This window comes from Streptomyces sp. NPDC044033 (assembly GCF_056434425.1).
This window is the reverse complement of the sequence record NZ_JBWKFF010000028.1, coordinates 74,373-94,788: the sequence shown is the minus strand read 5'-3', so window position 1 is coordinate 94,788 and position 20,416 is coordinate 74,373. Positions and strand designations below refer to the sequence as shown.

Sequence of the window (20,416 nt, the reverse complement as noted above, 5' to 3'; positions counted from 1 at the left end):
CCTCAAGCGAATGCAGCACCATCCCGGCCTCGTCGAGGGCTACCTCGCCAAGACCGGCTTGGACCTCGAACCCCCGTAACCCCAACCATTAATGACCTCTAGAGGAATCTCCCATTGCTGCGCCTTCAGTCGCAGTTGACGTGCGAGACCTGCTGGCGGCCGAAGAGTTCGCCCTAGCTTTCGACACCATGTGCTCATGGATTTACGAAGACGAGTTGTCGATTAGCGAGGAGTATTACGAGCGGCTTGTTCGGCTGTCGGGAGACCTCGGATCTCGTGATCTAATCGCGCGGATGCGTGAGCTGGTAACGGGATAAGCGAGTGCGTGCGATCCCGCCGCTGCTTCGGATTGGGGTGCGTCGTGATCGTCTGATACGGACCAGCTCGGAGTGAGCGATCGCAAACCTGAAGCCCCGCCAGGTGCGTCCTGACAGGGCTTCTGCGTGGGGTGACGGCAGTAGTTGACGGCAACGTCAGCGGACGGGGGCCGCGCAGAGCGGTGGTTCGTCGCCGCCGTCGGGCTTGCCGGTGATCGTGGATCCACTTCACCGACGACGGGCGCCGGCCTTCTGAGTCCGGCTCCTCCCCATCCCCCTCCGCACGCTGGCTGATCATTCCGCTGACACGGCTTCGGCCCCGTGGCAGGGTGCGGTGATCGGTTCAGCAGATAGCAGGGGGCTCCCGTGGAAGCACGGATGTGGGACAGACTGGTCGGAACGACGAAGGGTGCGTACACCGCAGGTCTGGGTGCAGGGGCCGTGCCACGTCCACTGATGATGCCGCTGGTGCGCGGCGAACTGGTCGGGATGATCTGGGTCCGCCCGCTCAAGGTCGGCCAGGACGAGGTCGTCCTCGCCGGCGAGCTGCCGATCGTCGGCCCGGCGCCCTGCTCGAACATGGTGCTCACTCCCTCGGGCGGGCACGTCCTGTACCAGTTCCTCTGCAGCGAGCAGCTCCTGTCCCGCGGCCCCGAGGGCTGGGCGTCGGTTGCCCCCGACTGGAGGCCGGCCCCCGCGCCGCAGCCCGGCGGCGAGCTGGTGCCGCCAATCCAGGCCGCGGCGAACTTCTCCTTCACCCCCATCGAGCTGGACTACCCCGATCCGTTCGGCGTCACCGTCGGGCTGATGGAAGAGGACGGCTATCGCATCAGCCTGACCGAAGCGTTCGCCCGCTGATCCCATGGCCCGCGACTTCGACGACGACGCTCCCCGCCGGATCGGGGACGCGAACGACCTGGTCCTCGCTCGCCAGCGGGACGCCGACGAACGGATCTACGTGGTGACCACCAACCTCGTCATCGACGCCCAGGAGCAGCTCGCCCGGCGCCGGCGGCTGGACCGCATCGGGCGCGCCGGGGCGGCCATCAGCTGGCTGTCCTTACTCGCCGCCGTCATCGGCACAGCTATCGCCTGGGGCACGGCAGGCGATCCGGCACGGTTCGTCGTGGGGTACCTGATCTGCGGCAGCCTGCTCCTGATGTCTCTGCTGACGCTGGTCGGCGTGTACTTCGCCGGGCGGAACGTGTCCAGCCTTCAGCAGCTGGAGGCCCGTCTCGCCTCACAGCAGGAGTCGCTGTGGCAGCAGAAGGTCAAGAACAACCCGGACGTGGACTGGCTTTATCGAGCAGTAGTGGGTTCAGGCACATATTCCGTGAGGACGATCACCGGCATTCCCATGCGGTGACACAGCGTCATCTGGGACCGTGGTGCGGTGTGATGACCTCGTCCGTGTGCTGTTCCCGTATCTCGACTCCGTGCTGGTGAAGCGGGTCTTCCTCGCGGACGGGACGGTCCGCATCAGAGCCCGTACCGGTGACTACGACGTGTCGTGCCCGGACTGTGCGGTGGTGTCGGGACGGGTGCACAGCACCTACGACAGGCACCTTGCGGACAGCCCAGTGGGCGATCAAGCGGTGCTGATTGTGCTGACTGTTCGGCGTCTGTACTGCGAGAACACCATGTGTTCGCGTCGTACGTTCGTTGAGCAGGTCGCGGGGCTGACGGTGCGGTACGGGCGGCGAACTCCGCCTTCTCGTCGGGTCCTTGAGGCCGTTGCTGTGGCTCTCGCGGGTCGTTCCGGTTCCCGCTTCGCGGGGGTCCTGCACGGACTCGTCAGCCGCACCACGTTGCTGCGGCTGGTGATGGAACTGCCCGACCCCGACTGGACAGTGCCCAGGGTCCTGGGCGTGGACGATTTCGCTACCCGCCGCGGTCAGCACTACGGCACTGTGCTCATCGACTGCGAAACCGGTCAGCCCCTCGACCTGCTGCCCGGCCGGGATGCCGGAACGCTGGCCTCCTGGCTCCGAGCCCATCCCGGAGCCGAGATCATTTGCCGGGACCGGGCCGGCGCCTACGCCGACGGCGCCCGCACCGGAGCGCCGAACGCGGTGCAGGTCGCAGACGGCTTTCATTTGTGGCAGAACCTCGGCACCGCCGTGGAACGCTGCGTGCACCGCCACCAGGCGTGTTTCCAGGAGGCGGCATCCAATGCGGTCGGCGTCGCGGACATCTCCTTCGCCGACGCGACCGCTCCGGTGAAGGAGATGTCGCCGATCGAAGCCCGTTTCCGCGCACGGCATGCCGCCGTCCACGCCCTGCTCGACCAGGGCCACGGCATCCGGGAGATCGGCCGCGAACTGCACATGGGCGGCAACACCGTCCGCCGGGCCGCTGACTCGCGTGACTTGGGGATCGTTCTGATTTCGGTCCAGGGTGGGTGGCGCAGCGGGCCTCTTGCCGGGCCTTGACGCTTGGCCGACCATGCGTTACAAGCGGTTTGCTGAACCGCGGCGGTCATGTCCACGGGAACGGGTGCTGCTCACATGCGTCGGTCGCGATGTCGCGACCTGGAGATCCTCCGCAGCGCGTATTCGATGATTCGTGCCCCCAGTCCTGCGACAACTGCCCAAAGGACGAGGAGCCCCACGCCGCTCAGACTGTTCAAGCCGCCGGCGGCAGAGCTGAAGACCTCCCGGAGTATTACCAAGAGCACGAGGCTGATGACGACAGGGCGCACGGGGTGCGCTGCTTCGGGGGACTCGTGAGTGCCGTTGACCGTTTTCATGCCTCAGTTACCTCGCGCTGTTTGGTAGCCGTAGACGCCCAGCCCCGCCAGGGCTCCGCCGAATCCGCCGACGACGGCACCGGGAACGCAGCCGGCTTCCAGCGAGCCGACGCAGCCGGCAATGGTGCCTCCGACCGCCCAGTCTATGGAGCTCTTGGCTGCGTTCTTCATGCCGTTCCACAGGCCGTCCCAGAAGCCGCCCCCGCCCGAGTCGGACACTCGAGCGGCAAGCTCGGGGCGGATGTTGATGTCGTGGCCGGGGCCGGTCGGGGAGTCGCTGCCGCACGGGCCGTAGCGGCAGGCGCCGGCACCGGGCGGCTACGGTGTGCCGTCGTATCCCGCGTCGCTGCCGTTGAGGTTGCCCACATTGCGGCGGTAGCGGCCCTGGGCGGCCTGCTCGGACTCGACGCCGAGCGCATCGGCGATCCGCCGGAAAGTCAGCAGCGGCTTCCCGGTACGGGTGCTCGTGGAGCGCGCGGCCAGCAGCAGAATCCCCTCCAGCCCGTCGAGATCGGCGCGGGCCACCCGCAGCAGAGCGAGGGCATCGGCCACATCCTCGGCCCGGTCCTCGGGGATCTCCGTCACCCCTGTGGCCTCCCGCCAGCGCGAATCACACGCGAACAGACGGCGGGCCTGGTGAGCGTGGACCGCGTGCAGCACCACCGGGACCGAAGTCTCCTGTTGGCGCTCGCGGATGCCCTCCAGCGCATCGGCGTACCGCTCACGCAGCCGCACCAGGACCGCGGCCTGCGCCTCATCCATCACATGCGGCACCGGCCGCGGCGGCCGGGCCCGGGTGTCCTCGGAGTTCGGCATGACCGCACCGTCCTGCCACAGCGCCGTGCTGTCAACCTCGCGCTGTGCGACGCGCAGGAAGCCGCCGCCGGGCCCGCTTCCGCGACGCGGACCGGCGCATCACCGGTCCGTACGGGCCGGTGATGCGCGGACCCTCGACCCCGTGGGCCCGGGCCAGGAAACTCGGAGCATGGCGCGTGAGGATGCGGACCAGAATGGCCAGGTCACCGAGGAAGCCGCCGACATGAGTCCTTTCTCCACGCTCGACCCGGGTGACACGAAAGATCAGGAGGAGGACGAGGGCGATGCCGGCTGGCTGGTCCGAGGAGGTCGTCGAACGGTGGGGGCGGCGGCTCCTGGCCCGCACCTACCAGCCAGGCCGACTGCGGACGGTGACGCTCGGCCAGGACCCACCCCGTGCCGCGCACATCGACCCCGAGCTCCCGCGGGCCGTCATGCGATGGACCGGTGAGGCGACCGGCTGGAAACTGGTCAAGGTCGTACCGGACCTCATGGCAGCGCAGACCCTGATGAGGCCCGCTGGGAAACCCCGTCCCGAGCCCTGGTGACCACAGTTGGCCGTTCTCACGGTGCGTGCCTGCCCAATTCGAAACAGCTGCCGGCCCGTCCGGACAGCTCCGTGTTCCCTGGGCCCAAGTCGTCGAGTTGTATCGCAGATCGGCCGATCGGAGGCACGCGCATTGGAGATCATGTGGCCCGGCTGTAGGCGCTCGGCTGGTCACGAAGGTCCCGCTGCTGTTTGAGGTGAGCCCTGGTGTGATCAGCCGGTGTCGGGCATGGGCGGACAGGGCCGCTCGGCGCGACGTCGGTTCTCGTCCCAGATCGCCCCGAATACCGGTGGCAAACCAACGGGGCGGGGGTGGGCGGAGCAGACAAGGTTGTGGGGGATGCGGACGTGGGCATCAGCGGGTACCCGGCTGTCGCCCCATTTCAGAGCGCGTCCGTCCGGGACGATGAGCCAGCGCTTCCCTAGTACTCCAGTTGCGGTTCTCCACCCCGGCGATGTCGTCCTGCGGGCCGGGCCCGGCAGCGGCAAGACGCACACTCTCGTCGCCCGCATCGCCTATCTGCTGCAGACACAGATCTCGCCCTTTCGCGGAGTCGCGTGCATCGCCTACACCGATGCCGCGGCTGACGAGATACGCCGTCGCGTCCTGCGCAGCGGTGTGTCCGAAGGACGGATCGCCTGCTCCACGGTCCATGCCTTCTGCCTGAACGAGATCCTGCGGGCCTTCGCCTCCCTCACCCGTCAGCCGACACCTCATGCGGGGCAAGTCTTGAACAGAACAGCCACCGAAGCGCTCCTGCAGCGCTGCTTCGACCAGGTGGGCATCAGCGAGGCCCTCGCCCAGTACCGCACCGCCGAATGCACCCGCATTCGCCGCGCTCTGGCCTGCGAGGAGCCACTGGACGTCTTCGACCCGCGCGAAGTGCAAGCCGCCCGCCTCTACGAGGAACAGCTCCTTGCCCGCGAAGAGACTGACTTCGAAGCCATGGTGACGCGCGCGGTGCGCATCGTCCGCGACCACGAGCCGATCCGCGACCTCCTGCACGCACGGTTTCCTCACCTGATCGTGGACGAGTACCAGGACCTCGGCGGAGTTTTGCACGAACTGGTAGTGGCTCTACACGACCTGGCCGGCATCACCGTCTTCGCGGTCGGGGACACCGACCAGTCCGTCTACGGATTCAGCGGTGCCGACCCCAGGTATCTGACTGCCTTGGCGGCCCGGGATGACTTCCGCGACCTGGAACTCGACGTCAACTATCGAAGCGGGCAGAACATCATCACCGCCGCAGAAGCCGCCCCGGGGGCGTCGGGCACGCGACGAGGCACCCCCGGAGATGTCAGTCTCGTACAGGTTGAGGGGGCGCTTGATGCGCATGCCCTCCTGGCCTGCGATCTCGTTCAGCAGGCAGAGCACCAGCAGATCAGCCTGGAGCGGATCGCCGTCCTGTACCCGCAGCGCGGCCCTCTGCTCGACGCCCTTTACACGGACCTGATGCACCGCCAGCTGCCGTTCCTGTACGAGCGGGACGACGAACTGCCCGCTGGCGCGCTCTCGCGGTTCATCCAGCGCTGTGCGAGCCGCGCCATGACCAACTTCCAGGTCCACGCCGCCCCGGACGCCGACCGCCCCGACATGCTGTGCAGGGCAGAAGCGCCGTCGCTCGCCGCCCTGACCCGTACCCTCACAACACTGCGTACCGAGGCACATCTCCCGCGCCCCGCATCGCGGCTGGCCTTGCCGCGGACGCTGCAGACCTGCCTTGATCCCCAGCCGCCCTACCCGGCCGACGGACCTGCCCAGGGCTGGCTGCAGCGGCTGCGCTCGGGCCTGGAACTGGATGCGGTTGCCGCATCGCACCCCGATCAGGACAACACCAACTGTCTGGACGAATTGACTCGCCTATGCCGGTCCAAGGGCCTCCTGCTGCAGGACCTCGCCCAGGGAGAGCAGGTGATCGGCAAGGTCCTCCTCACCACATATCACGCGGCCAAGGGCCGGGAGTTCGACACGGTGATCTTGCCCGGACTGCTCAACGGCATCATCCCGCGCAATGTTTCCGACCGGGGCGGGTGGCGAAGCCCCACGGCGCAGGAACGCGCGGAACAACGACGCACCTTCTATGTGGCGCTGACCAGGGCCGAGAGGGCCCTGCACCTAATCGTCGGCCCCGGTTACCACACCAAGAACGGTTGCTGGTGGCCTGGTGGCCCTTCAGACTTTGTGGTCGAGATGGCCGGTCGCATACCTCCGACTTGAGCACCTGTCCTACGTACGGCCGGTCAGGTACGTGGCCGAGGAAGTTGGGTGCGGGCTGCTCCCCGGAGCGGAGTTCCGACCGCGGGCGTCGGGGCGGCCAGGGTCTGACAGGCGCTGCGCGGAACTTCGCCGACAGAGCCCGGCGGGTCACGGCAGTCGTGGAACGGGTACCAGGCAAGCGCGGCACCGCCGACCGGCGCCGCCGTGGCGCTGTCGTTCCCGTGCGCCCGCGGTTGCGGCGCTACGAAGCCGATATCGCGCCGACTCCTTACGTACCTAGATGTATGCCGAGCGGATCCGGAGTTGGCGCGCCGGATCTTGCCCTCAGTGAGTTCGCGCTGGTGTCCGTAACCTCCGGTCGAGGAGCGGTTCCTGGGCCCCCGCGCGGCCGGGAGTCAAGACCGTACGGGGGGGGCTTGCCGGGTGTCGCGGCCGGTCCCGCCGGACAGCGGTCTACCGGCATAGTCCCGGGCTGGTTCAGATCCAGGAGAGTTGTCCTGTCAGACGTTGTAGGCGGGCCGGTGCGGGCCGGTCCGGTTGAGTGATACGGGTGTCCAGTGCCGTGTTGCGGTGCCCTACGCGGTTGTTGCGTAGTGCTCTTTCGACGGCAGTCCGGTGGCCGATCAGCAGAACGCCGCGTCGGGCTCGGGTCACGGCGGTGTAGAGGAGGTTGCGCTGGAGCAGGATGCCCGCCGCGGTGATCATGGGGATGACGACGTAGGGGTACTCGCTGCCTTGGGAGCGGTGCACGGCCAGGGCGTAGCTGTGCAGGAGTTCGTCGGCGACGTCGGGAAAGGGGTAGGGGACTTGCTCGCCGTCCTGGAAGGTCACGGTGAGGCGGTGGTCTTCGGGATTCATGTGGGTGATGGTTCCGGTGGCGCCGTTGAAGACTCCGGCGGTGCCGCGGCGGGGGTTGTTGCGGATTTGCAGGACGCGGTCGCCGAGGCGGTAGATGCGGCCCTCGACGTGGTGTTCGGGCCGTCCGGCGGCGGGTGGGTTGAGGCGGGCCTGGAGACGGAGGTTGAGGTCGGTCATGCCGGCGGCGTTCTTCTTGCCGGGGCACAGGACCTGGACGTCCTCGGCACGGACGCCGAAGGCGCGGGGGATGCGGTCGGCGACGTGGGCGACCACCGCGTCGGCCAGGCGGGCGGGGTCGCCGTGGGCGGTGTCGGACAGGATGCATCCGAAGACGCCGGGGGCGGGCTCGGGCATGTGTCCGCGCAGGATGCGGTGGGCGTTGGTGACGATGGCGGCGCTGTCACCGTGCTGGCGGAAGACGCGGGTCAGCCGGGTGCGGGGGGGTGGCGTCGGTGGCCGGCAGGTCGCGCAGGATGCGGCCGGGCCCCACGCTGGGCAGTTGGTCGGTGTCGCCGACGAGCAGGAGGTGGCAGCCGCTGGGGACGGCGGTGGCCAGGTCGGCGGCGAGTCTGACGTCCAGTATGGAGGCCTCGTCGATCACGACGAGGTCGGCGGTGCTCAGCGGGCCGGTCGGGTCGAAGAGTGTGGTGGGGTCGGCGGGGCGCAGGGGGCGGTGGACGGTCTGTGCCGGTCGGCCGGTGGTCTCTTCCAGGCGTTTGGCGGCCTTGCCGGTGGGGGCGGCCAGGGCGACGCTGGCGCCGGCGTTGTGGGCGGCTTCGATCAGGGTGTGCAGGGTGTGGGTTTTGCCGCAGCCGGGGCCGCCGGTCAGGACGGATACGGGGCGGGCGAGGGCGGTCAGCACCGCTTGGTGCTGTTCGTCGGTCAGACCGGCGGTGTCGTCGGGGCGCAGCGCAGTGAGGGTGGCTTGCCAGTCGGTGCGGCCGACGAGGGCGGAGGGTGCGTTGAGGAGGCGGCGGATGTGGCGGGCGAGGCTGGTCTCCGCTTGGTGGATGTGTGCGGCGCTGACGATGGGGGTGTCGTGGGCGTTGTTGGGGGCGAGGGGCAGGGGGAGGGTTTCGGTGACGGCTTCGCCGCGGTCGGTCAGGGCTCGCAGGGCGTGGCGCAGGAGCGGGAGTTCGAGGAGGTCGGCGGTGTGGGGGTCGTCGTCGGTGAGGAGTTGGCGGGTGCGGGCGAGCAGGGTGTGTTCGCTGAGGTGGCAGTGTCCTTCTGTGGTGATGGAGGAGTGCAGGGTGTGCAGGAGGGCGGCCTGGAGGCGTTGGTCGCTGTGTTTGGGGATGCCGACGGCGAGGGCGATCTTGTCGGCGGTGTCGAAGCCGATGCCGCGGACGTCGCGGATCAGTTGGTAGGGGTGGTTGCGGACGGTTTCTAGGGGGGTGTGGCCGCTGTTTTCGTAGGTTTTGTAGATCTTTACGGCGAGGGTGGCGGAGATCTGGAGTCCGTGGAGGAAGGCCATGATCTCGGCGATGTTTTTCTGGGTCTGCCAGGCGGCGGTGATGCGGGCCAGGCGGGTGGGGCCGATGCCGTGGACCTCGGTCAGCCGTTCGGGGTGTGTGTCGATGATGTGCAGGGTCTGGTCGTGGAAGCGGTCGGTGATGGCGGTGGCCAGGGTGGGGCCGATGCCGTGGATCATGCCGGAGGCGAGGTAGAGGCGGATCGCGCGCAGGGTGGTGGGCTGGGTGCGCGCGCAGTGCTGTACCGCCAGTTGGGGGCCGTGGCGGGGGTGCCGCGTCCAGCGGCCGGTCAGGCGCAGGCACTCCCCCGGCTGGGCGCCGAAGAGTGCCTTGCCCGTGGCGGTGATGGGGCGGGCCTGGGGGTTGGTCTCTCCGGTGGTCAGGCGCAGGACGGTGTGCTGGTCGTGGCTGACGTAGAGGATGCAGTCGACGATACCTTCGACGGCGGCGGGGACGGCGCGGGGCGGGCGCGGGAGGCGGTTCTCCGGGCGTTCAACGGTCATAGCGGGGCGCGAGATGGTCGGAGCGGGTCCGGTCGCAGGGCTGCCGATGGCAGGCGGAGTCGGCGTCCGGGTGGCGGGCGGCTGCGGCGGGGGCGGTTCGGTCTTCGAGGGCGCTGTCAGGTCAGCCATTGGCCGTGGTCGGGGTCGGCGCTGGGGGTGAGCCAGACGGGGATGTTCTCGGAGAGGGCGCGGCGGCATATGGCGGCGGTGTTGCCGCGGTCGGGGGCGAATTGGTGGTGGAAGACGAGGAGCAGGCGGGGCTGTTCGTCGTGGAGCATGTGCTGGTTGCGGACGGCCTCGTTGATGCGTGGGGGCAGGCCGCGGCAGGAGCGGGCGGGGTAGCAGCGGTGGCGCCAGGCGCGGAGTCGGTGGTGTTCGCACCAGCGGTGGGCGGCCTGGGCGGCGCCGGTGGCGGCGTTTTCGATGATCACGAGGTCGTCGGGGTGGCGGGCGGCGGCGCGGTCGAGGAGGGCGTGGACGGTGTCGGGCCAGGGCCAGGTGCGGCTGCCGCAGACCAGGATGCGGGAGGCGGGGGTGGTCATGGGCGGTGGGGGCGGCGGGTGTTGGTGGGCAGGCGGGGGTGGATGTGCTGGTGGTGGATCAGGGGGTCGAAGGGCTCCCAGGCGGCGAGGGCGGTGTCGGCGGCGGTGGAGGCGGCGGCGTGCTGGGGGCAGCGCTGGGCGCGCCAGCGTAGTTGTTCGGCGTAGGGCAGGTGGCTCAGGTCGTAGACGGCCATGGTTGCGGTGGGCAGCGGGAGTTGGGCTGAGCCGGGGGTGGTGGGCAGCAGGGCCCAGAGGCCGGGGGCGGCGGTGGGGTCGGGCAGGGAGCGGGTGCAGCGGTGGCGGGTGCGGGTCTGGGCCACGCACCGGATGTCCTCGAGGGGGCTGGGGGCGAGGTAGCGGACGTAGAGGAGTTGCACGACGGGGCGGGCGGGCCGGCAGAGGGCGGGGACCGGCGGGCCAGGGTGGCTGGGGGCGGGGTGAGGGCGCCGGTGTCGATCAGGCGGCGGGTGCGGAGAGCGAGGCGGGTGCGCAATTCGGCCAGGTGGGGTGTCAGCGCTGCGGCAGGCTGCCGGGCCGGGCACAGCAGGGGGTGCGGGATGCGGGACCAGGCGGTGCCATCGCCAGCGGGGTGAGCGATACCGGAGGCGACGTGCCAGCGGTGACAGGCGGGGACGGCGGCGGTGGCGAGCTCGGCAGGGTGGAGGCCGACGGGGCGGGAGTCGCCGTCGGCGCGGTAGTACCACTCGATGCGGTGGCCGCAGTGGCGGCAGCGGCCGCTCTGGGCGGTGCGCAGGAGCCTGCTGGGGCTGTCCGGGGCGACGCGCAGAGCACGGGAGCGGCGGGCGGCGGCGGGGCTGCCGTCCCAGTAGCGGCCGCAGACGGCCGGAGTAGTGGTGGAGCGCATGGCGGTGAAGTTGGCAGGCGGCGCGCCGTGGTGGCGGGGGCCGGGCCGGAATGTCCCGCGTTCGGCGTCATCCGCTGCGACAGGCGTGCGACGGGTCGGCCGTTTGTTCTGGCCTGGTTCCCGGATCGAGTGATCCGCCACGCCCCTCAGGGAGCGTGCGAGGGCGTGCGGGCGAGGGTCAGCCGAGAGGTTCGGCGGGCGGGGGGTGCCCCTCACAGAGGGGGGCGAAGAGGTGGTCGACGGGGACGTGCAGGGCGTGGGCGAGGGCGTGCCAGGACTTGAGGCTGCCGATGGTGCGGCCCTGTTCGATCTCGATGAGGGTGCGCCGGGCCAGGCCACTGCGTTCGGCGAGTTCGTCGTAGGTCCATCCGCGTTCGGCCCGCAGCCGCGCCAGCTCCAGGCGGAGCGCGGTGAGGTTGGGCTCGGGCGGGATGATCGTCACCCCACCATCCGATGGTGCAGCACCCTGCCCTGTCAGTGCAGACCTCTGCCCTATTTGCGCAGGCGGGGACACTCCGAAGAGGGCAGAGGTCTGCACTACGGTGGCCGTCCGCCGACGGACTGGCCGGCCCGAGGCCGACATCGACCAGACAGGAGGACGCGTGCCCGATGAGGCCCTGCACGACGGCACCGGCGGTGCCGCGCACCTGGACCGTGGAACTGCGCCCACGCCGGGACGGCACCGTCCTGGTCTGCGCCCAGTGCACCCTGACCACCGAAGTGCCGCACACCACACGGACGCGCTCCGCCGCCCTGGCGCACCTGGCCCGGCACGCCCGCCGCGACGCCCTCCCGCCCCATCTGCGCACCTGCCGGTGCCATGAACGCGGCTGCCGGTGGCATCCGCGCCACCGCGGCTGCTCCGGCCCCGTCGAACTCGTCCTCGCCCGCGAGTACGGCGGGCGGCTCTGGCGCCTGGCAGACGTCTGCACCGCCTGCGCACGGGCCACCGCCCACGCCGCTATCGTCCCCCAGGAGACGCTCACCGCTCCCCCGCCGCCCCTCAGGTCCGACCGGTCCCGACACAGGCCGAGGCCGCGAGGACCAGGCGAGCGGGTCCGGGTGCAGGAGATGCTCAGCTACCTCGCCTGCGCCCTGCCTCCGAAGACCAGCGCGGCGGCCCGGCTGCTGGCCCTGCAGTGCGCCCTGCGCACCACGACAGCAGGACACGTCCGGCTGCCCGGCGGACTGCTGCGCGCAATGCGCCTGGCCCACACCGCTTTCCCGTGGCAGGAGTTGCACCAAGCCCGCTGGCTCCACCACTGGGCCGCCGATCCCCCCTCCCCCGGCCGCGCGATCACAGCGCGGCTCCTCGACCCCACCGTCCTGACCCAGGCCCCCAGCCGCGACGACCGCGCCCGCGCCGCCGACTGGGCCCTGCGCACCACCGCCCGGGCACCCCTGCCGCACCTGGGACCGGCCGCCCAGATCGTGGCCCTGGCGCTCGCTGCCCACCGCTCCCCCGGCCAGGACGGCACCGCAGAAGCCGACCGCCTGACCCACGCCTGCGGCCTGCCTCTCGAGCTGCTGGCCTCGGCGCTCGACCAACTCACCGCAGCAGAAACCATTCTGGAATGGTCCCTGGACCCGTCAACCGGCGACCTGCACTGGCCGGCTGCTCCGCGCTGAGGACTGTTTGCGCCGGTGCTGAACTGTGGTGCCACGGCGTGAGACGGGGGTGACGGCCTGTCTGTAAGCACTTCCGTGGGGACCACGGTTCCAAGGTCTTTTGGTGCCAAGCTCGAACCGGTGGTCGACGGCTCACCCGCGCCCCTGACGGCCTCTTCTCGCTGGCTGCGCCTGTGCATCAGCCTGCCACCGGCCCGGCGGCCGAACGGCTGTCGGAGCCAAAAGAACCTGGTGCGCTGGTACCAACGAGCCTTGCTACAAACATTGCCTGCGAAGCCCTGCGCCTCGCCCCAGTGACGGTGGCACTGCTGACGATGAGGTCACGCCCTGGGCCACGAGGCAGCCCACAACACTTGACCTGGCCGTGGACTACGGCGACGAGGCCGACAGCGGGCCTCGCCGATGCGGGAGGTCATGGCGTTGCTCACGTACCTTGCGTACGGCGTGGTCACGGGGCGTCGCTGTCGGCATCTGTCTGATCTTGGCGGATCGCGCGTTGCTGTGGACAGAGTTCCGGGGATGGATCTACTGCCGCAGGACGAAGGGGCGTGCTGCTGCGCTGGCGGAGGAGTTCTCTCCCGCAGCTCACGCAGTGAAGCGTGCGGTGGAGCAGGAACGGGTCCGCAAGAATGTCCGGTCCGCCACTCAGTGTGGGCCTGGGCAAGGGGGGCGCGGATCCGTCACTCACAGCCCGGTCGGCAAGCATCTGCCGCTCCGAATGAGATCGAGTGGGAATTCGCCGGCTTGAACGCGACAGGGCACCTCAGTTTTCCGGACCCCGTGTTGTGCCGGCGGTCTTGGTGACAGCACGCCTGTCTATGTGACAGCCAGCGTGCTGCGGCTCATCTCATATCTGTTCCGTACCGTGCGGATGGTTGGTCAGGCGGCGAAGCCGATGTTCGTCACGTACTCGTACTGGCCCCACTGGCTGCCCAAGTCCGGCAGGACATCGGTGGTCCAGGCATCGTCGAGGGCGCGAGCGTCGCCGGTGGCCCAGGCGGTCACGATGGGGTCCCAATGGCGGATGTTGATGCGCCGGAACTCAAGAGTGCGCTGGTGCGGTCTGGGGACCTGGGACTGGTTGAGGGGGTGGATCTCTACCCGGGTGCCGCCGGAAGAATTGAGACGTTTCAGAAGGTGGCGGGCGACATTGTGACGGCGTACCACACGATAGGCCTGTTCGATACGGTTCAGGTTGGCCTTCGAGGGTTTCTGTGTGCCGACGAGCCATGCCTTCAGTGTGCGGTCGGTGACGGTCAGCCCGGCCACGCGGGCGGCTTGGAGCGTCTTGGGCGACTTCGTCAGGTAGCGGAGGCGAGCGAGCAGGCCGCGCGGGGTGGTGACGGAGGTGGCGATGAAGTCGACCAGCTCGTCCAGTTGGCGGGCGACCAGGTCGCTTCCCTTGGCGCCGCGGGCTCCGAACTTTCCGAAGTCATGGTTCTTCTCCGGCATCAGTTTCCCCTTCCCGCCAGGTTCGCGGTGCCGGCAGTGTATTCGTCCTTTACCTTCACCTCGGCAACACCGCGGCCCTCGGGGAAGACCTTGCGCCAGTCGCCGATGACGTGGAGTTCGTCGGTACCCATCGCGCGGACGACGGTGAGGCCTTCGCCGTGGGCTTTGAAGGCCTTCATCCACAGGTTGGCGAAGGCCTGCGAGCGGATCAGGTGCATCCAGTCGGGGCGGTGGAGCTCCCGGTTGTAGTTCGACTCCCCCATCGTGGACACGAACTTGGAGTACATCGCCTTCACGTACTCCAGCGCCGCCTCGTCGCCGGCGGCGATTGCGCTGTCGCGGGCGTTCTTGAGCGCGATGCGGAACTTCTCCAGCAGCCCCTCGGTCGCGCCCGAGGTGAACGACTCGTGGATCTCGGGGGGCTCGCACAGTCCGTACTTCGGGCCGGACAGGCGCAGCAGCAGGCGCAGGGTGGGCTCGGTCACCCACAGGGGGCCGGGTTCGTCGCGCTGTCCGATCGGGTTGGGCAGCACGTCCTCGTGGTCCCAGTGGGGCGGCGTGATCAGGTGGACGCCGGCCCGGCGACGGTCGTGGCCGATGCCGCCTGAGGAGTGCTCCAGCTGTCCCAGAGGGAGGTGCGTCTTCAGCGCGGAGAGGTAGGCGCCGTTGATGTCGAGGGCGGTCACCTGGTGCTCACCGGGTGGCAGTTCGGCCCGCGTCCACTTGGGGCGGGCTTCCCAGACCTGGTCGGGGCCGCGCGAGGACTGTTTCTTCAGGATGTCCGGCATCCACGGGTGCGCGATCACGTCGTACCGGCCGCCCTTGCGGGTGGCGTCCAGCAGGGCCATCGCGTCCGGGATCGCCTTCTTCACCAGCGCGGCCGTCGCCGCCTCCACGTCACCGCCGTGTGCGGCGAGCGCGGCCTCGACCGACTTGCCGATGAGGTCTGCCGACTCGTCGGAGGGCGGGAAGGCGCGGCGAATCGGTGAGGCAGGGCACGCGGAGCCGGTGCCGCGTGATGTGTGCGGCGTGCTGCGGACCGCGTTCGGGGCCTGTGGCGATGCGGGCTCGGGCTGCTGTGCAGCGGGTTCGGCGGCCTGGGCTCTGCAGTCCGCGGCGTCCAGGTGCTGCGGGAAGCCTGCCACTCGCTGCGCGGCCGGCCCCCCGCACAACACGCACGGCTCAGGCTCGGACAGTGCTTGGACTTCGTCCGCGTCCTCACCTGCCGCCGGACCGGGCGTCTCCGGGGAGGTTTCCTCGGTGTCCTTCGGCAGGGGCGCTTCCTCGGCTGCCGAGGCGAGCTTGGCCGCCAGGCCGTCCAACAGGTATCCGTACTTGGTGCGCACCTCGCCTACCGGTTCCCGGCCCGCTTCCCAGGCGGCGAGCGTGGACGGGCTCACGCCGAGCGCCCTGGCTGCCTGCGCTTTGGACAGGCGGGCCTGTTCGCGCAGTTCACGCCGCACCTGCGGTGCGGGCAGTTCGGTCTCGGGCACGACGGAGGCGAGCAGCGAATCGATGGCGTCGAAGTCGCTCACCGGGTGCCTCTTTTCTGGTTCTCGTCGATATAGGCGACGGGGTTACGGGACAGGTGGGGGTATGGGCTTGACCTGCCGATGCGGGGGTCGCCGTGCAGGAGTTCGCCCTCGAGGGCGTAGCGGCCTTGGCACTTGGTGACGCCGGTGATCCGTGCGACGGCGAGGACGATGCCTTCGGCGTTGACGATCTGGGCCTCGTCCTGGGCCAGAGCCCGGTCCGCCCTGACCTTCCACACCCCCCGGCCGACCTCCCATGCCTCGTCTTCGCTCATCCCTGCACGCCAGCCGAGGAAGGTGCGGCCAAGGCCGTCTCCGTCGGGCGCGGCCCGCCCGGGGCCGATCTGGATCTGCAGCACCGCCTATCCTTCCTCCAAGCTTTTCAACTTGTAGAAAAGTTATCACCTCGCGGCAGTACGGCGTGCGGGGAAAACGGACGGCGAGGTGGCATGCCCGCCGAGCCGGTGGGCTCCGCGCGTACGGGTTCGTGCAAGCGACGCACTGCGCTGTCCGTCGCTGCCCGCTGGTCCAGGTGTCACCGGGGGCCAGCGGGGTCGTGGGCCCAGCGTGCCGCTGCGATGCGGCGCATGGTGGGTGCTCTGGTCCAGGTAGGGCAGCAGAGTCCGCTCATCATCGCTCAGCCTGTCCCAGATCTCGCCGGCCTGCGCCTCGGACTCGGTCGGGGCTGTTCCGGGCGAAATGCGCGCGTCCATGGTGTGGTGGGGTCGCGCAGGGCACCGTTGTCCCCGTGCAGAGCGACGAACTGCGCCGGGGCCAACAGCTCGAACCGTGCTTCCAGCGCTCTGGCCAGGTCTTCTTCCCTGACCGCTCCCCCGGCTTGTTCAAGGATCGCCGTGAGGACCGTCATCAGCGCGTGAACTGTCCCGGCCGGAGTCGGGCCCGAGCGGTTCCAGCGGGTGACACCCACGCCTCGGACATTCCAGGCCGTGTCGATCAGCTCCCCCACGCCCCCCTGCCAGACGGCGTTGTCAAGACATGACGCCAGGGTCCACCGTGGCGAGATGCCCCGGACCTTCCGGAAGTGTGTATCCGTAGCCAATCGGGAGGAGAGCCTCCGGCGGAGCTTCCCGCGGTCGGTCATCTTCGCCTGATCGATCAAGAAGTTCCTGATCGAGGTGAGGAACAGGCGTTCCAGGGAAGCCTCATCGACAGCTTTGACGAAGCACGTCATGACGAATCGCTGACCGGCGCCCTCCCGGGACAGCATGTCCGCCAGCAGATCGTCGACCGCGTCGTCGGACCAGCGGTCATGGTCCTGCGGTGGGGGGAAACTCGACGTGCGGGTCACCTGCCGGCCCAGTCCGGAGCAGTTCCAGTGTCTGGCCGCCCAACTCACCGCTCTGGAGCAGCTCTTCGTACGCTCCATGTTCCACAGGCCACCCCCGGCTCATCCTGGACAGCGCCGTCCAGGATGACTCCGATATGCACCCGTTCGGCTGCCATGTCGCGTCCGCCGCACCGCTGGCGGCCCAGAGCCTTGGTGCTCCGCACGGCCGAGGGCTGAATCGGCCGGGCAGAAGAGCGGCCCCGCGGGCTTCGAAAGACGCTGGTACCGCGGCGGGCCCGCATGGTTGTCCGGATCGCGTTGTCTGCCGCTCCGGGGCGGTGATCATTGTGCTATTGGTCTGGCTGTCCAGTGTCTGTGGTGTGCCGCGGGCAGTACGACGTGATGCCAGGGAGGCGTCATGGCAAAGGAGTTGCGGGTCCTTCACCTGGACACCAACGAGGTGCGCCGGAGCCTGCCGCCGGACCGGCTGGCAGGGGCAGCGCTGGCGGAGCGGGGCGAGGTGTGGAAGCCGACACGGCATCCCTCGCAACGCAGCATCGTCACCTGGTGGTGGGCGGCGACCAACCGACGCCACGTGGGGTGCCGTTCGCTGGATCGGCTGTCGACCGCAATGCTGCTGGACTTCCACCCCGGTGTGGTCGACTTCGGCGCCTGGTCGGCGCAGCTGGTCTGGCGGGAGCGGGGGCGTGAGCGGCGCCTGGTGCCGGACTTCTTCGTGCAGACCGTCTCGGGGTCGACGGTGATGGTGGTCGCCCGGCCGGCGAACGAGCCGGGCGAGCGGTTCGACCGGCAGATGGCGGTGTGTCGCGAGGCGTGCGGGCAGGCGGGCTGGGAACTGGCGACGCCTCGGCTGCCGAACAGGACGGCGCTGGCGAACCTGCGGTGGGTGTCGCGGCGGCGTCATCCGCGCTTCGGTAACGCGGACGTGGAGTCGGCGCTGGCCAGCGCGTTCGCGCAGCCGCAGCCGCTCGCGGAGGGGGTCAAGGAGTGCGGGGTGCGGCGCACGCTGGCCCTGCCCCGCCTCTACCACATGCTGTGGAAGAGGCGTTTGGGCGTGGACTGGTCCGTGCCCCTGGGGCCCGGTTCGCTGGTGGGCCCGATGGGCGCGGGCGAGCCGGAGGCGATGGGCCGCCCGTTCGCGCCGGGGCAGCCGTGAACGCGTCGGCGCCGGTCCCCGCTGCGGAGCGGGCGCAGCTGAAGGTGCGCAGCGCGCCGCGCGGGGTGTTGGCGCGTGGGGACGAGGTGCGGTGGCGGGGCGACCGGTATGTCGTGGCTGGTCTCGATGGGATGACAGTGGTGCTGGGCTCGGTGGGCGGCGGCGGGGTGCCGGCCGCGATGCTGCTGTCGGTGCTGGCGGCGGCGGACGACTTCGCTGTCCTGGACGCGGCCGGGCGTCCCTTGGTCCAGTCGGAGATGCCTGACTTCGCGGAGCTGGAGGGTGTACCGGCCAGCGCCGCGGAAGCGGCTCGGCGGTGGCAGCGTGCGGTGGTCGAGGTGGATACCGGGCTGCCGCTGGGGGCGGCGCCGGGTGCGCGGCCACGGCCCGCGTTCGATCCGGCGACGACGACGTTGATCCAGCGGTACCAGGCCAAGGCGGCCGAGATGAGCGCGGTGCTGGGCGGGCCGGTGTCCTGGCAGACGGTGCAGGTCAAGCGGCTCGCCTACCGCAGGCGGCGCAGCGTGGTCGATCTCCTGGACGGGCGGAGCACGAAGCGGCGGCGGCTGTACGGGGCGACCGACGCGCTCGTGGTGGAGCAGCTTCTGGTGCTGGTCGAGCGCCAGCGTCGGCGGGTGGACGCGCCGTCGGACGCGCGGAAGTTGTTCAAGTCGCTGCGGCGGGTGATGCGTGCCGCGCACGGGGAGAGCGTGAAGGTCCCCAAGGAGCCGACCCTGTACAAGCTGCTGGGACGGCTGGGCATCGATCCCAGGGACTGGGGCTCTTCCCGGGGTGCGCGTGCGGCGGGAGCGCGGGTGGGGCCGCCGTTCTCGGTGACGAAGGCGACGATGCCGGGTGAGCTGGTCCAGATCGACTCGACCGATCTGGATGTGTGGGTGCTGGGGGACGACGGCCGGCCTGCCCGGGTCGAGCTGACAGTGGCGATCTGCGTGGCGACGCGCAGCATCATCGCCGCGGTGCTGCGGCCCAAGCAGCCGGGCCGGCGGGGCAGGCGGCGGAAAGTCGGCCGGGGCGGCCTGGTGTCGGCGCCGCGTGCCAAGGGGCGGGCGACGAAGGCGGTGGACGCCTGCGAATTGCTGGCGCAGGCCCTGGTCCCGGCGCCGATGCGGCCCGGGTACGACGCGGCCGTCCACGCCAGCTTCTCGGACCTGCCGTATGAGGAACTGGTCGCCGTCGACCCCCGGTTCGCGCATGCCGCGGCCCGGCCGGTGATCATTCCCGACCTGGTCGTCATCGACCACGGCACGGTGTTCGCCGGGCGGACGTTCTTCGACGCCTGCGAGTACCTGGGTATCTCGGTGCGGCCGGCCCGCAAGCGCACCGGCCAGGACAAGGCGGTCGTCGAGCGGAGCTTCGGGTCGGTCAAGTCGAAGTTCAGCCAGCACGTGAACAGTTACACCGGCCGGGATCCGGTGCGGGTGCGGGTGCGGCGGACCGTGGACGGTGAGCAGTTGTGGACGCTTGCCGAACTCGACGACCTGCTCCAGCAGTGGATCGCCCTGGAGTGGCAGAACACACCTCACCCGGAACTCGCCGACCCCTATGAGGCATATCTGCCTCATTTGACGCCGAACCAGATGTACGCGGCATGCGTGGCGGTGGAGGGCTACCTGCCGATCCCCCTGACCCGCGAGGACTATCTGCGGCTGCTGCCGACGGCGTGGATCGGGGTGAGCGAGCAGGGCATCCGCCTGCACAACCGCACCTACGACCACCCCTCCCGGGATCCACGCAAGGGGCTGAACCCGTATCGGCGGACGCGTTCGGACCTGCGTGGCAAGGGAAAGGGCCGCTGGGAGGTCCGGTACACCCCCAACGACCTGTCCCGGGTGTGGCTGCGCGATCACAACACCAACCGGTGGGTGGAGGCCACATGGGTGCACAGCCATGTGATCGGGGCACCGTTCACACAGTTCCTGTGGGACATCGCCGTCTCCCAGCATCTGGAGCGCGGCGGGCGCACCGAGGACGAGGAGGCGATCGCGCACGCTCTGGCCGAGTTGCTGGAGCAGGCGGAACAGGGGCCTGAGCAGGTCCGGCGGGTGCTGGTGCCGGACGGCTACACTCCGCTACCCGAACCGGCTCCGCAGCGGGAGTTCGACCCGTACGCGGATCGCGGTCCCATCGACTGGTCGAAGGTTCCCGAAGGCGTCCCGGACCCGGACAGTGATCCTCTCGGTCTGGACGACACCGGTCTGTACGGCGGGCCGGATGGCGAGGAGGGGCCGGAGATCGACTGGGAGCAGGATGCGATGGCTCCGGATCCCGCACTCGACGCCTGGGCGAGTGCCGGCGGGGCGGAAGGCGAGGAGGGAAGTCTCAAAGAGCGCTACCAGCAGATCTTCGCCGAGTTCGATCAGGCTCAGGATGCCGTTGCCGACGACGCCCCGTGAGGTGGCGGAAGGGGCTGCACGGATGGAGAGGAGA

Annotated in this window: 20 protein-coding genes and 1 pseudogene; 9 read left to right on the top strand and 12 right to left on the bottom strand. The window is 69.8% G+C overall.

Annotated elements, in window-relative coordinates:
* Nucleotides 1-113: 113 nt before the first annotated feature.
* From AC07AB_RS35175 to AC07AB_RS35160, 4 genes are all read left to right on the top strand, one after another.
* Entirely contained in the window at nt 114-317 is a 204-nt protein-coding gene (locus tag AC07AB_RS35175) for a MafI family immunity protein (protein ID WP_478575847.1), read from the top strand.
* Nucleotides 318-758: 441 nt separating this feature from the next.
* Nucleotides 759-1,175, top strand: coding sequence for a hypothetical protein (locus tag AC07AB_RS35170; protein WP_478575840.1), 417 nt, complete (start codon nt 759-761; stop codon nt 1,173-1,175).
* Nucleotides 1,176-1,179: 4 nt separating this feature from the next.
* Nucleotides 1,180-1,683, top strand: coding sequence for a hypothetical protein (locus tag AC07AB_RS35165; RefSeq protein WP_478575839.1), 504 nt, complete (start codon nt 1,180-1,182; stop codon nt 1,681-1,683).
* A gap of 46 nt (nt 1,684-1,729) precedes the next feature.
* Nucleotides 1,730-2,749: an ISL3 family transposase gene (locus tag AC07AB_RS35160; protein WP_478575838.1), complete on the top strand. Its 1,020-nt coding sequence runs from the start codon at nt 1,730-1,732 to the stop codon at nt 2,747-2,749.
* A 320-nt stretch (nt 2,750-3,069) separates the two neighbouring features.
* Here the strand turns inward: AC07AB_RS35160 and AC07AB_RS35155 are convergent, their stop codons facing one another.
* Nucleotides 3,070-3,285 carry a hypothetical protein gene (locus tag AC07AB_RS35155; RefSeq protein WP_478575836.1) on the bottom strand — a complete coding sequence of 72 codons (216 nt, stop codon included), beginning with the start codon at nt 3,283-3,285 and terminating at the stop codon, nt 3,070-3,072.
* Nucleotides 3,286-3,384: 99 nt separating this feature from the next.
* Entirely contained in the window at nt 3,385-3,882 is a 498-nt protein-coding gene (locus AC07AB_RS35150; RefSeq protein ID WP_478575835.1) for a hypothetical protein, read from the bottom strand.
* 284 nt (nt 3,883-4,166) lie between these two features.
* On the opposite strand from AC07AB_RS35150, the gene AC07AB_RS35145 reads away from it, so the two are divergent.
* Both AC07AB_RS35145 and AC07AB_RS35140 read left to right on the top strand, forming a co-directional pair.
* Nucleotides 4,167-4,430 carry a DUF6087 family protein gene (locus AC07AB_RS35145; protein ID WP_478575834.1) on the top strand — a complete coding sequence of 88 codons (264 nt, stop codon included), beginning with the start codon at nt 4,167-4,169 and terminating at the stop codon, nt 4,428-4,430.
* A 405-nt stretch (nt 4,431-4,835) separates the two neighbouring features.
* Complete coding sequence (locus AC07AB_RS35140; RefSeq protein WP_478575832.1) at nt 4,836-6,650, top strand: ATP-dependent helicase; 1,815 nt, start codon at nt 4,836-4,838, stop codon at nt 6,648-6,650.
* Between the two features lie 477 nt (nt 6,651-7,127).
* On the opposite strand, the gene AC07AB_RS35135 is transcribed toward AC07AB_RS35140, so the two are convergent.
* The 6 genes and pseudogenes from AC07AB_RS35135 to AC07AB_RS35110 form a co-directional block, all read right to left on the bottom strand.
* Complete coding sequence (locus tag AC07AB_RS35135) at nt 7,128-7,862, bottom strand: ATP-dependent DNA helicase (protein WP_478575831.1); 735 nt, start codon at nt 7,860-7,862, stop codon at nt 7,128-7,130.
* Nucleotides 7,863-7,908: 46 nt separating this feature from the next.
* Nucleotides 7,909-9,483 carry an AAA family ATPase gene (locus AC07AB_RS35130; RefSeq protein ID WP_478575830.1) on the bottom strand — a complete coding sequence of 525 codons (1,575 nt, stop codon included), beginning with the start codon at nt 9,481-9,483 and terminating at the stop codon, nt 7,909-7,911.
* Nucleotides 9,484-9,599: 116 nt separating this feature from the next.
* Nucleotides 9,600-10,025, bottom strand: coding sequence for an SLOG family protein (locus tag AC07AB_RS35125; protein WP_478575828.1), 426 nt, complete (start codon nt 10,023-10,025; stop codon nt 9,600-9,602).
* Entirely contained in the window at nt 10,022-10,345 is a 324-nt protein-coding gene (locus AC07AB_RS35120) for a hypothetical protein (protein WP_478575850.1), read from the bottom strand. The genes AC07AB_RS35125 and AC07AB_RS35120 overlap by 4 nt, the downstream gene beginning before the upstream one ends.
* A 191-nt stretch (nt 10,346-10,536) precedes the next feature.
* Nucleotides 10,537-10,890 (bottom strand): annotated as a pseudogene (locus AC07AB_RS35115) (DUF6083 domain-containing protein); the annotation flags it as partial.
* A gap of 178 nt (nt 10,891-11,068) precedes the next feature.
* Nucleotides 11,069-11,332: a helix-turn-helix transcriptional regulator gene (locus tag AC07AB_RS35110; RefSeq protein WP_478575827.1), complete on the bottom strand. Its 264-nt coding sequence runs from the start codon at nt 11,330-11,332 to the stop codon at nt 11,069-11,071.
* 167 nt (nt 11,333-11,499) lie between these two features.
* On the opposite strand from AC07AB_RS35110, the gene AC07AB_RS35105 reads away from it, so the two are divergent.
* Nucleotides 11,500-12,519, top strand: coding sequence for a hypothetical protein (locus AC07AB_RS35105; RefSeq protein ID WP_478575825.1), 1,020 nt, complete (start codon nt 11,500-11,502; stop codon nt 12,517-12,519).
* A gap of 879 nt (nt 12,520-13,398) precedes the next feature.
* Here AC07AB_RS35105 and AC07AB_RS35100 read toward each other — a convergent pair.
* The 4 genes from AC07AB_RS35100 to AC07AB_RS35085 all read right to left on the bottom strand — a co-directional run bounded on the left by AC07AB_RS35100 (nt 13,399) and on the right by AC07AB_RS35085 (nt 16,890).
* Nucleotides 13,399-13,971 carry a transcriptional regulator gene (locus AC07AB_RS35100; protein WP_478575823.1) on the bottom strand — a complete coding sequence of 191 codons (573 nt, stop codon included), beginning with the start codon at nt 13,969-13,971 and terminating at the stop codon, nt 13,399-13,401.
* Entirely contained in the window at nt 13,971-15,506 is a 1,536-nt protein-coding gene (locus AC07AB_RS35095) for a helix-turn-helix domain-containing protein (protein ID WP_478575822.1), read from the bottom strand. The genes AC07AB_RS35100 and AC07AB_RS35095 overlap by 1 nt, the downstream gene beginning before the upstream one ends.
* The gene (locus tag AC07AB_RS35090) at nt 15,503-15,862 is read right to left on the bottom strand and encodes a hypothetical protein (RefSeq protein WP_478575820.1); all 360 of its coding nucleotides are present in this window, start codon (nt 15,860-15,862) and stop codon (nt 15,503-15,505) included. The genes AC07AB_RS35095 and AC07AB_RS35090 overlap by 4 nt, the downstream gene beginning before the upstream one ends.
* A 278-nt stretch (nt 15,863-16,140) precedes the next feature.
* Nucleotides 16,141-16,890, bottom strand: coding sequence for a hypothetical protein (locus tag AC07AB_RS35085; protein ID WP_478575819.1), 750 nt, complete (start codon nt 16,888-16,890; stop codon nt 16,141-16,143).
* A gap of 319 nt (nt 16,891-17,209) precedes the next feature.
* Here AC07AB_RS35085 and AC07AB_RS35080 point away from each other — a divergent pair, with 319 nt between their 5' ends.
* Both AC07AB_RS35080 and AC07AB_RS35075 read left to right on the top strand, forming a co-directional pair.
* Nucleotides 17,210-17,968, top strand: a complete 759-nt coding sequence (locus AC07AB_RS35080; protein ID WP_478575817.1) for a TnsA-like heteromeric transposase endonuclease subunit — start codon at nt 17,210-17,212, stop codon at nt 17,966-17,968.
* Nucleotides 17,969-18,099: 131 nt separating this feature from the next.
* On the top strand, nt 18,100-20,382 hold the full coding sequence (locus tag AC07AB_RS35075; protein WP_478575816.1) for a transposase: 2,283 nt from the start codon (nt 18,100-18,102) through the stop codon (nt 20,380-20,382).
* The last annotated feature ends 34 nt before the right edge of the window (nt 20,383-20,416 follow it).

What these genes read in the sequence shown, in the direction of transcription:
- AC07AB_RS35165 (WP_478575839.1), top strand. Translation starts at nt 1,180, where the DNA reads ATGGCCCGCGACTTCGACGACGACGCTCCCCGCCGGATCGGGGACGCG.
- AC07AB_RS35140 (WP_478575832.1), top strand. Translation starts at nt 4,836, where the DNA reads ATGAGCCAGCGCTTCCCTAGTACTCCAGTTGCGGTTCTCCACCCCGGC.
- AC07AB_RS35130 (WP_478575830.1), bottom strand. Translation starts at nt 9,483, where the DNA reads ATGACCGTTGAACGCCCGGAGAACCGCCTCCCGCGCCCGCCCCGCGCC.
- AC07AB_RS35135 (WP_478575831.1), bottom strand. Translation starts at nt 7,862, where the DNA reads ATGCCCGAGCCCGCCCCCGGCGTCTTCGGATGCATCCTGTCCGACACC.
- AC07AB_RS35085 (WP_478575819.1), bottom strand. Translation starts at nt 16,890, where the DNA reads ATGGAGCGTACGAAGAGCTGCTCCAGAGCGGTGAGTTGGGCGGCCAGA.
- AC07AB_RS35100 (WP_478575823.1), bottom strand. Translation starts at nt 13,971, where the DNA reads ATGCCGGAGAAGAACCATGACTTCGGAAAGTTCGGAGCCCGCGGCGCC.
- AC07AB_RS35080 (WP_478575817.1), top strand. Translation starts at nt 17,210, where the DNA reads ATGGCAAAGGAGTTGCGGGTCCTTCACCTGGACACCAACGAGGTGCGC.
- AC07AB_RS35125 (WP_478575828.1), bottom strand. Translation starts at nt 10,025, where the DNA reads ATGACCACCCCCGCCTCCCGCATCCTGGTCTGCGGCAGCCGCACCTGG.
- AC07AB_RS35105 (WP_478575825.1), top strand. Translation starts at nt 11,500, where the DNA reads ATGAGGCCCTGCACGACGGCACCGGCGGTGCCGCGCACCTGGACCGTG.
- AC07AB_RS35145 (WP_478575834.1), top strand. Translation starts at nt 4,167, where the DNA reads ATGCCGGCTGGCTGGTCCGAGGAGGTCGTCGAACGGTGGGGGCGGCGG.
- AC07AB_RS35075 (WP_478575816.1), top strand. Translation starts at nt 18,100, where the DNA reads ATGACAGTGGTGCTGGGCTCGGTGGGCGGCGGCGGGGTGCCGGCCGCG.
- AC07AB_RS35150 (WP_478575835.1), bottom strand. Translation starts at nt 3,882, where the DNA reads ATGCCGAACTCCGAGGACACCCGGGCCCGGCCGCCGCGGCCGGTGCCG.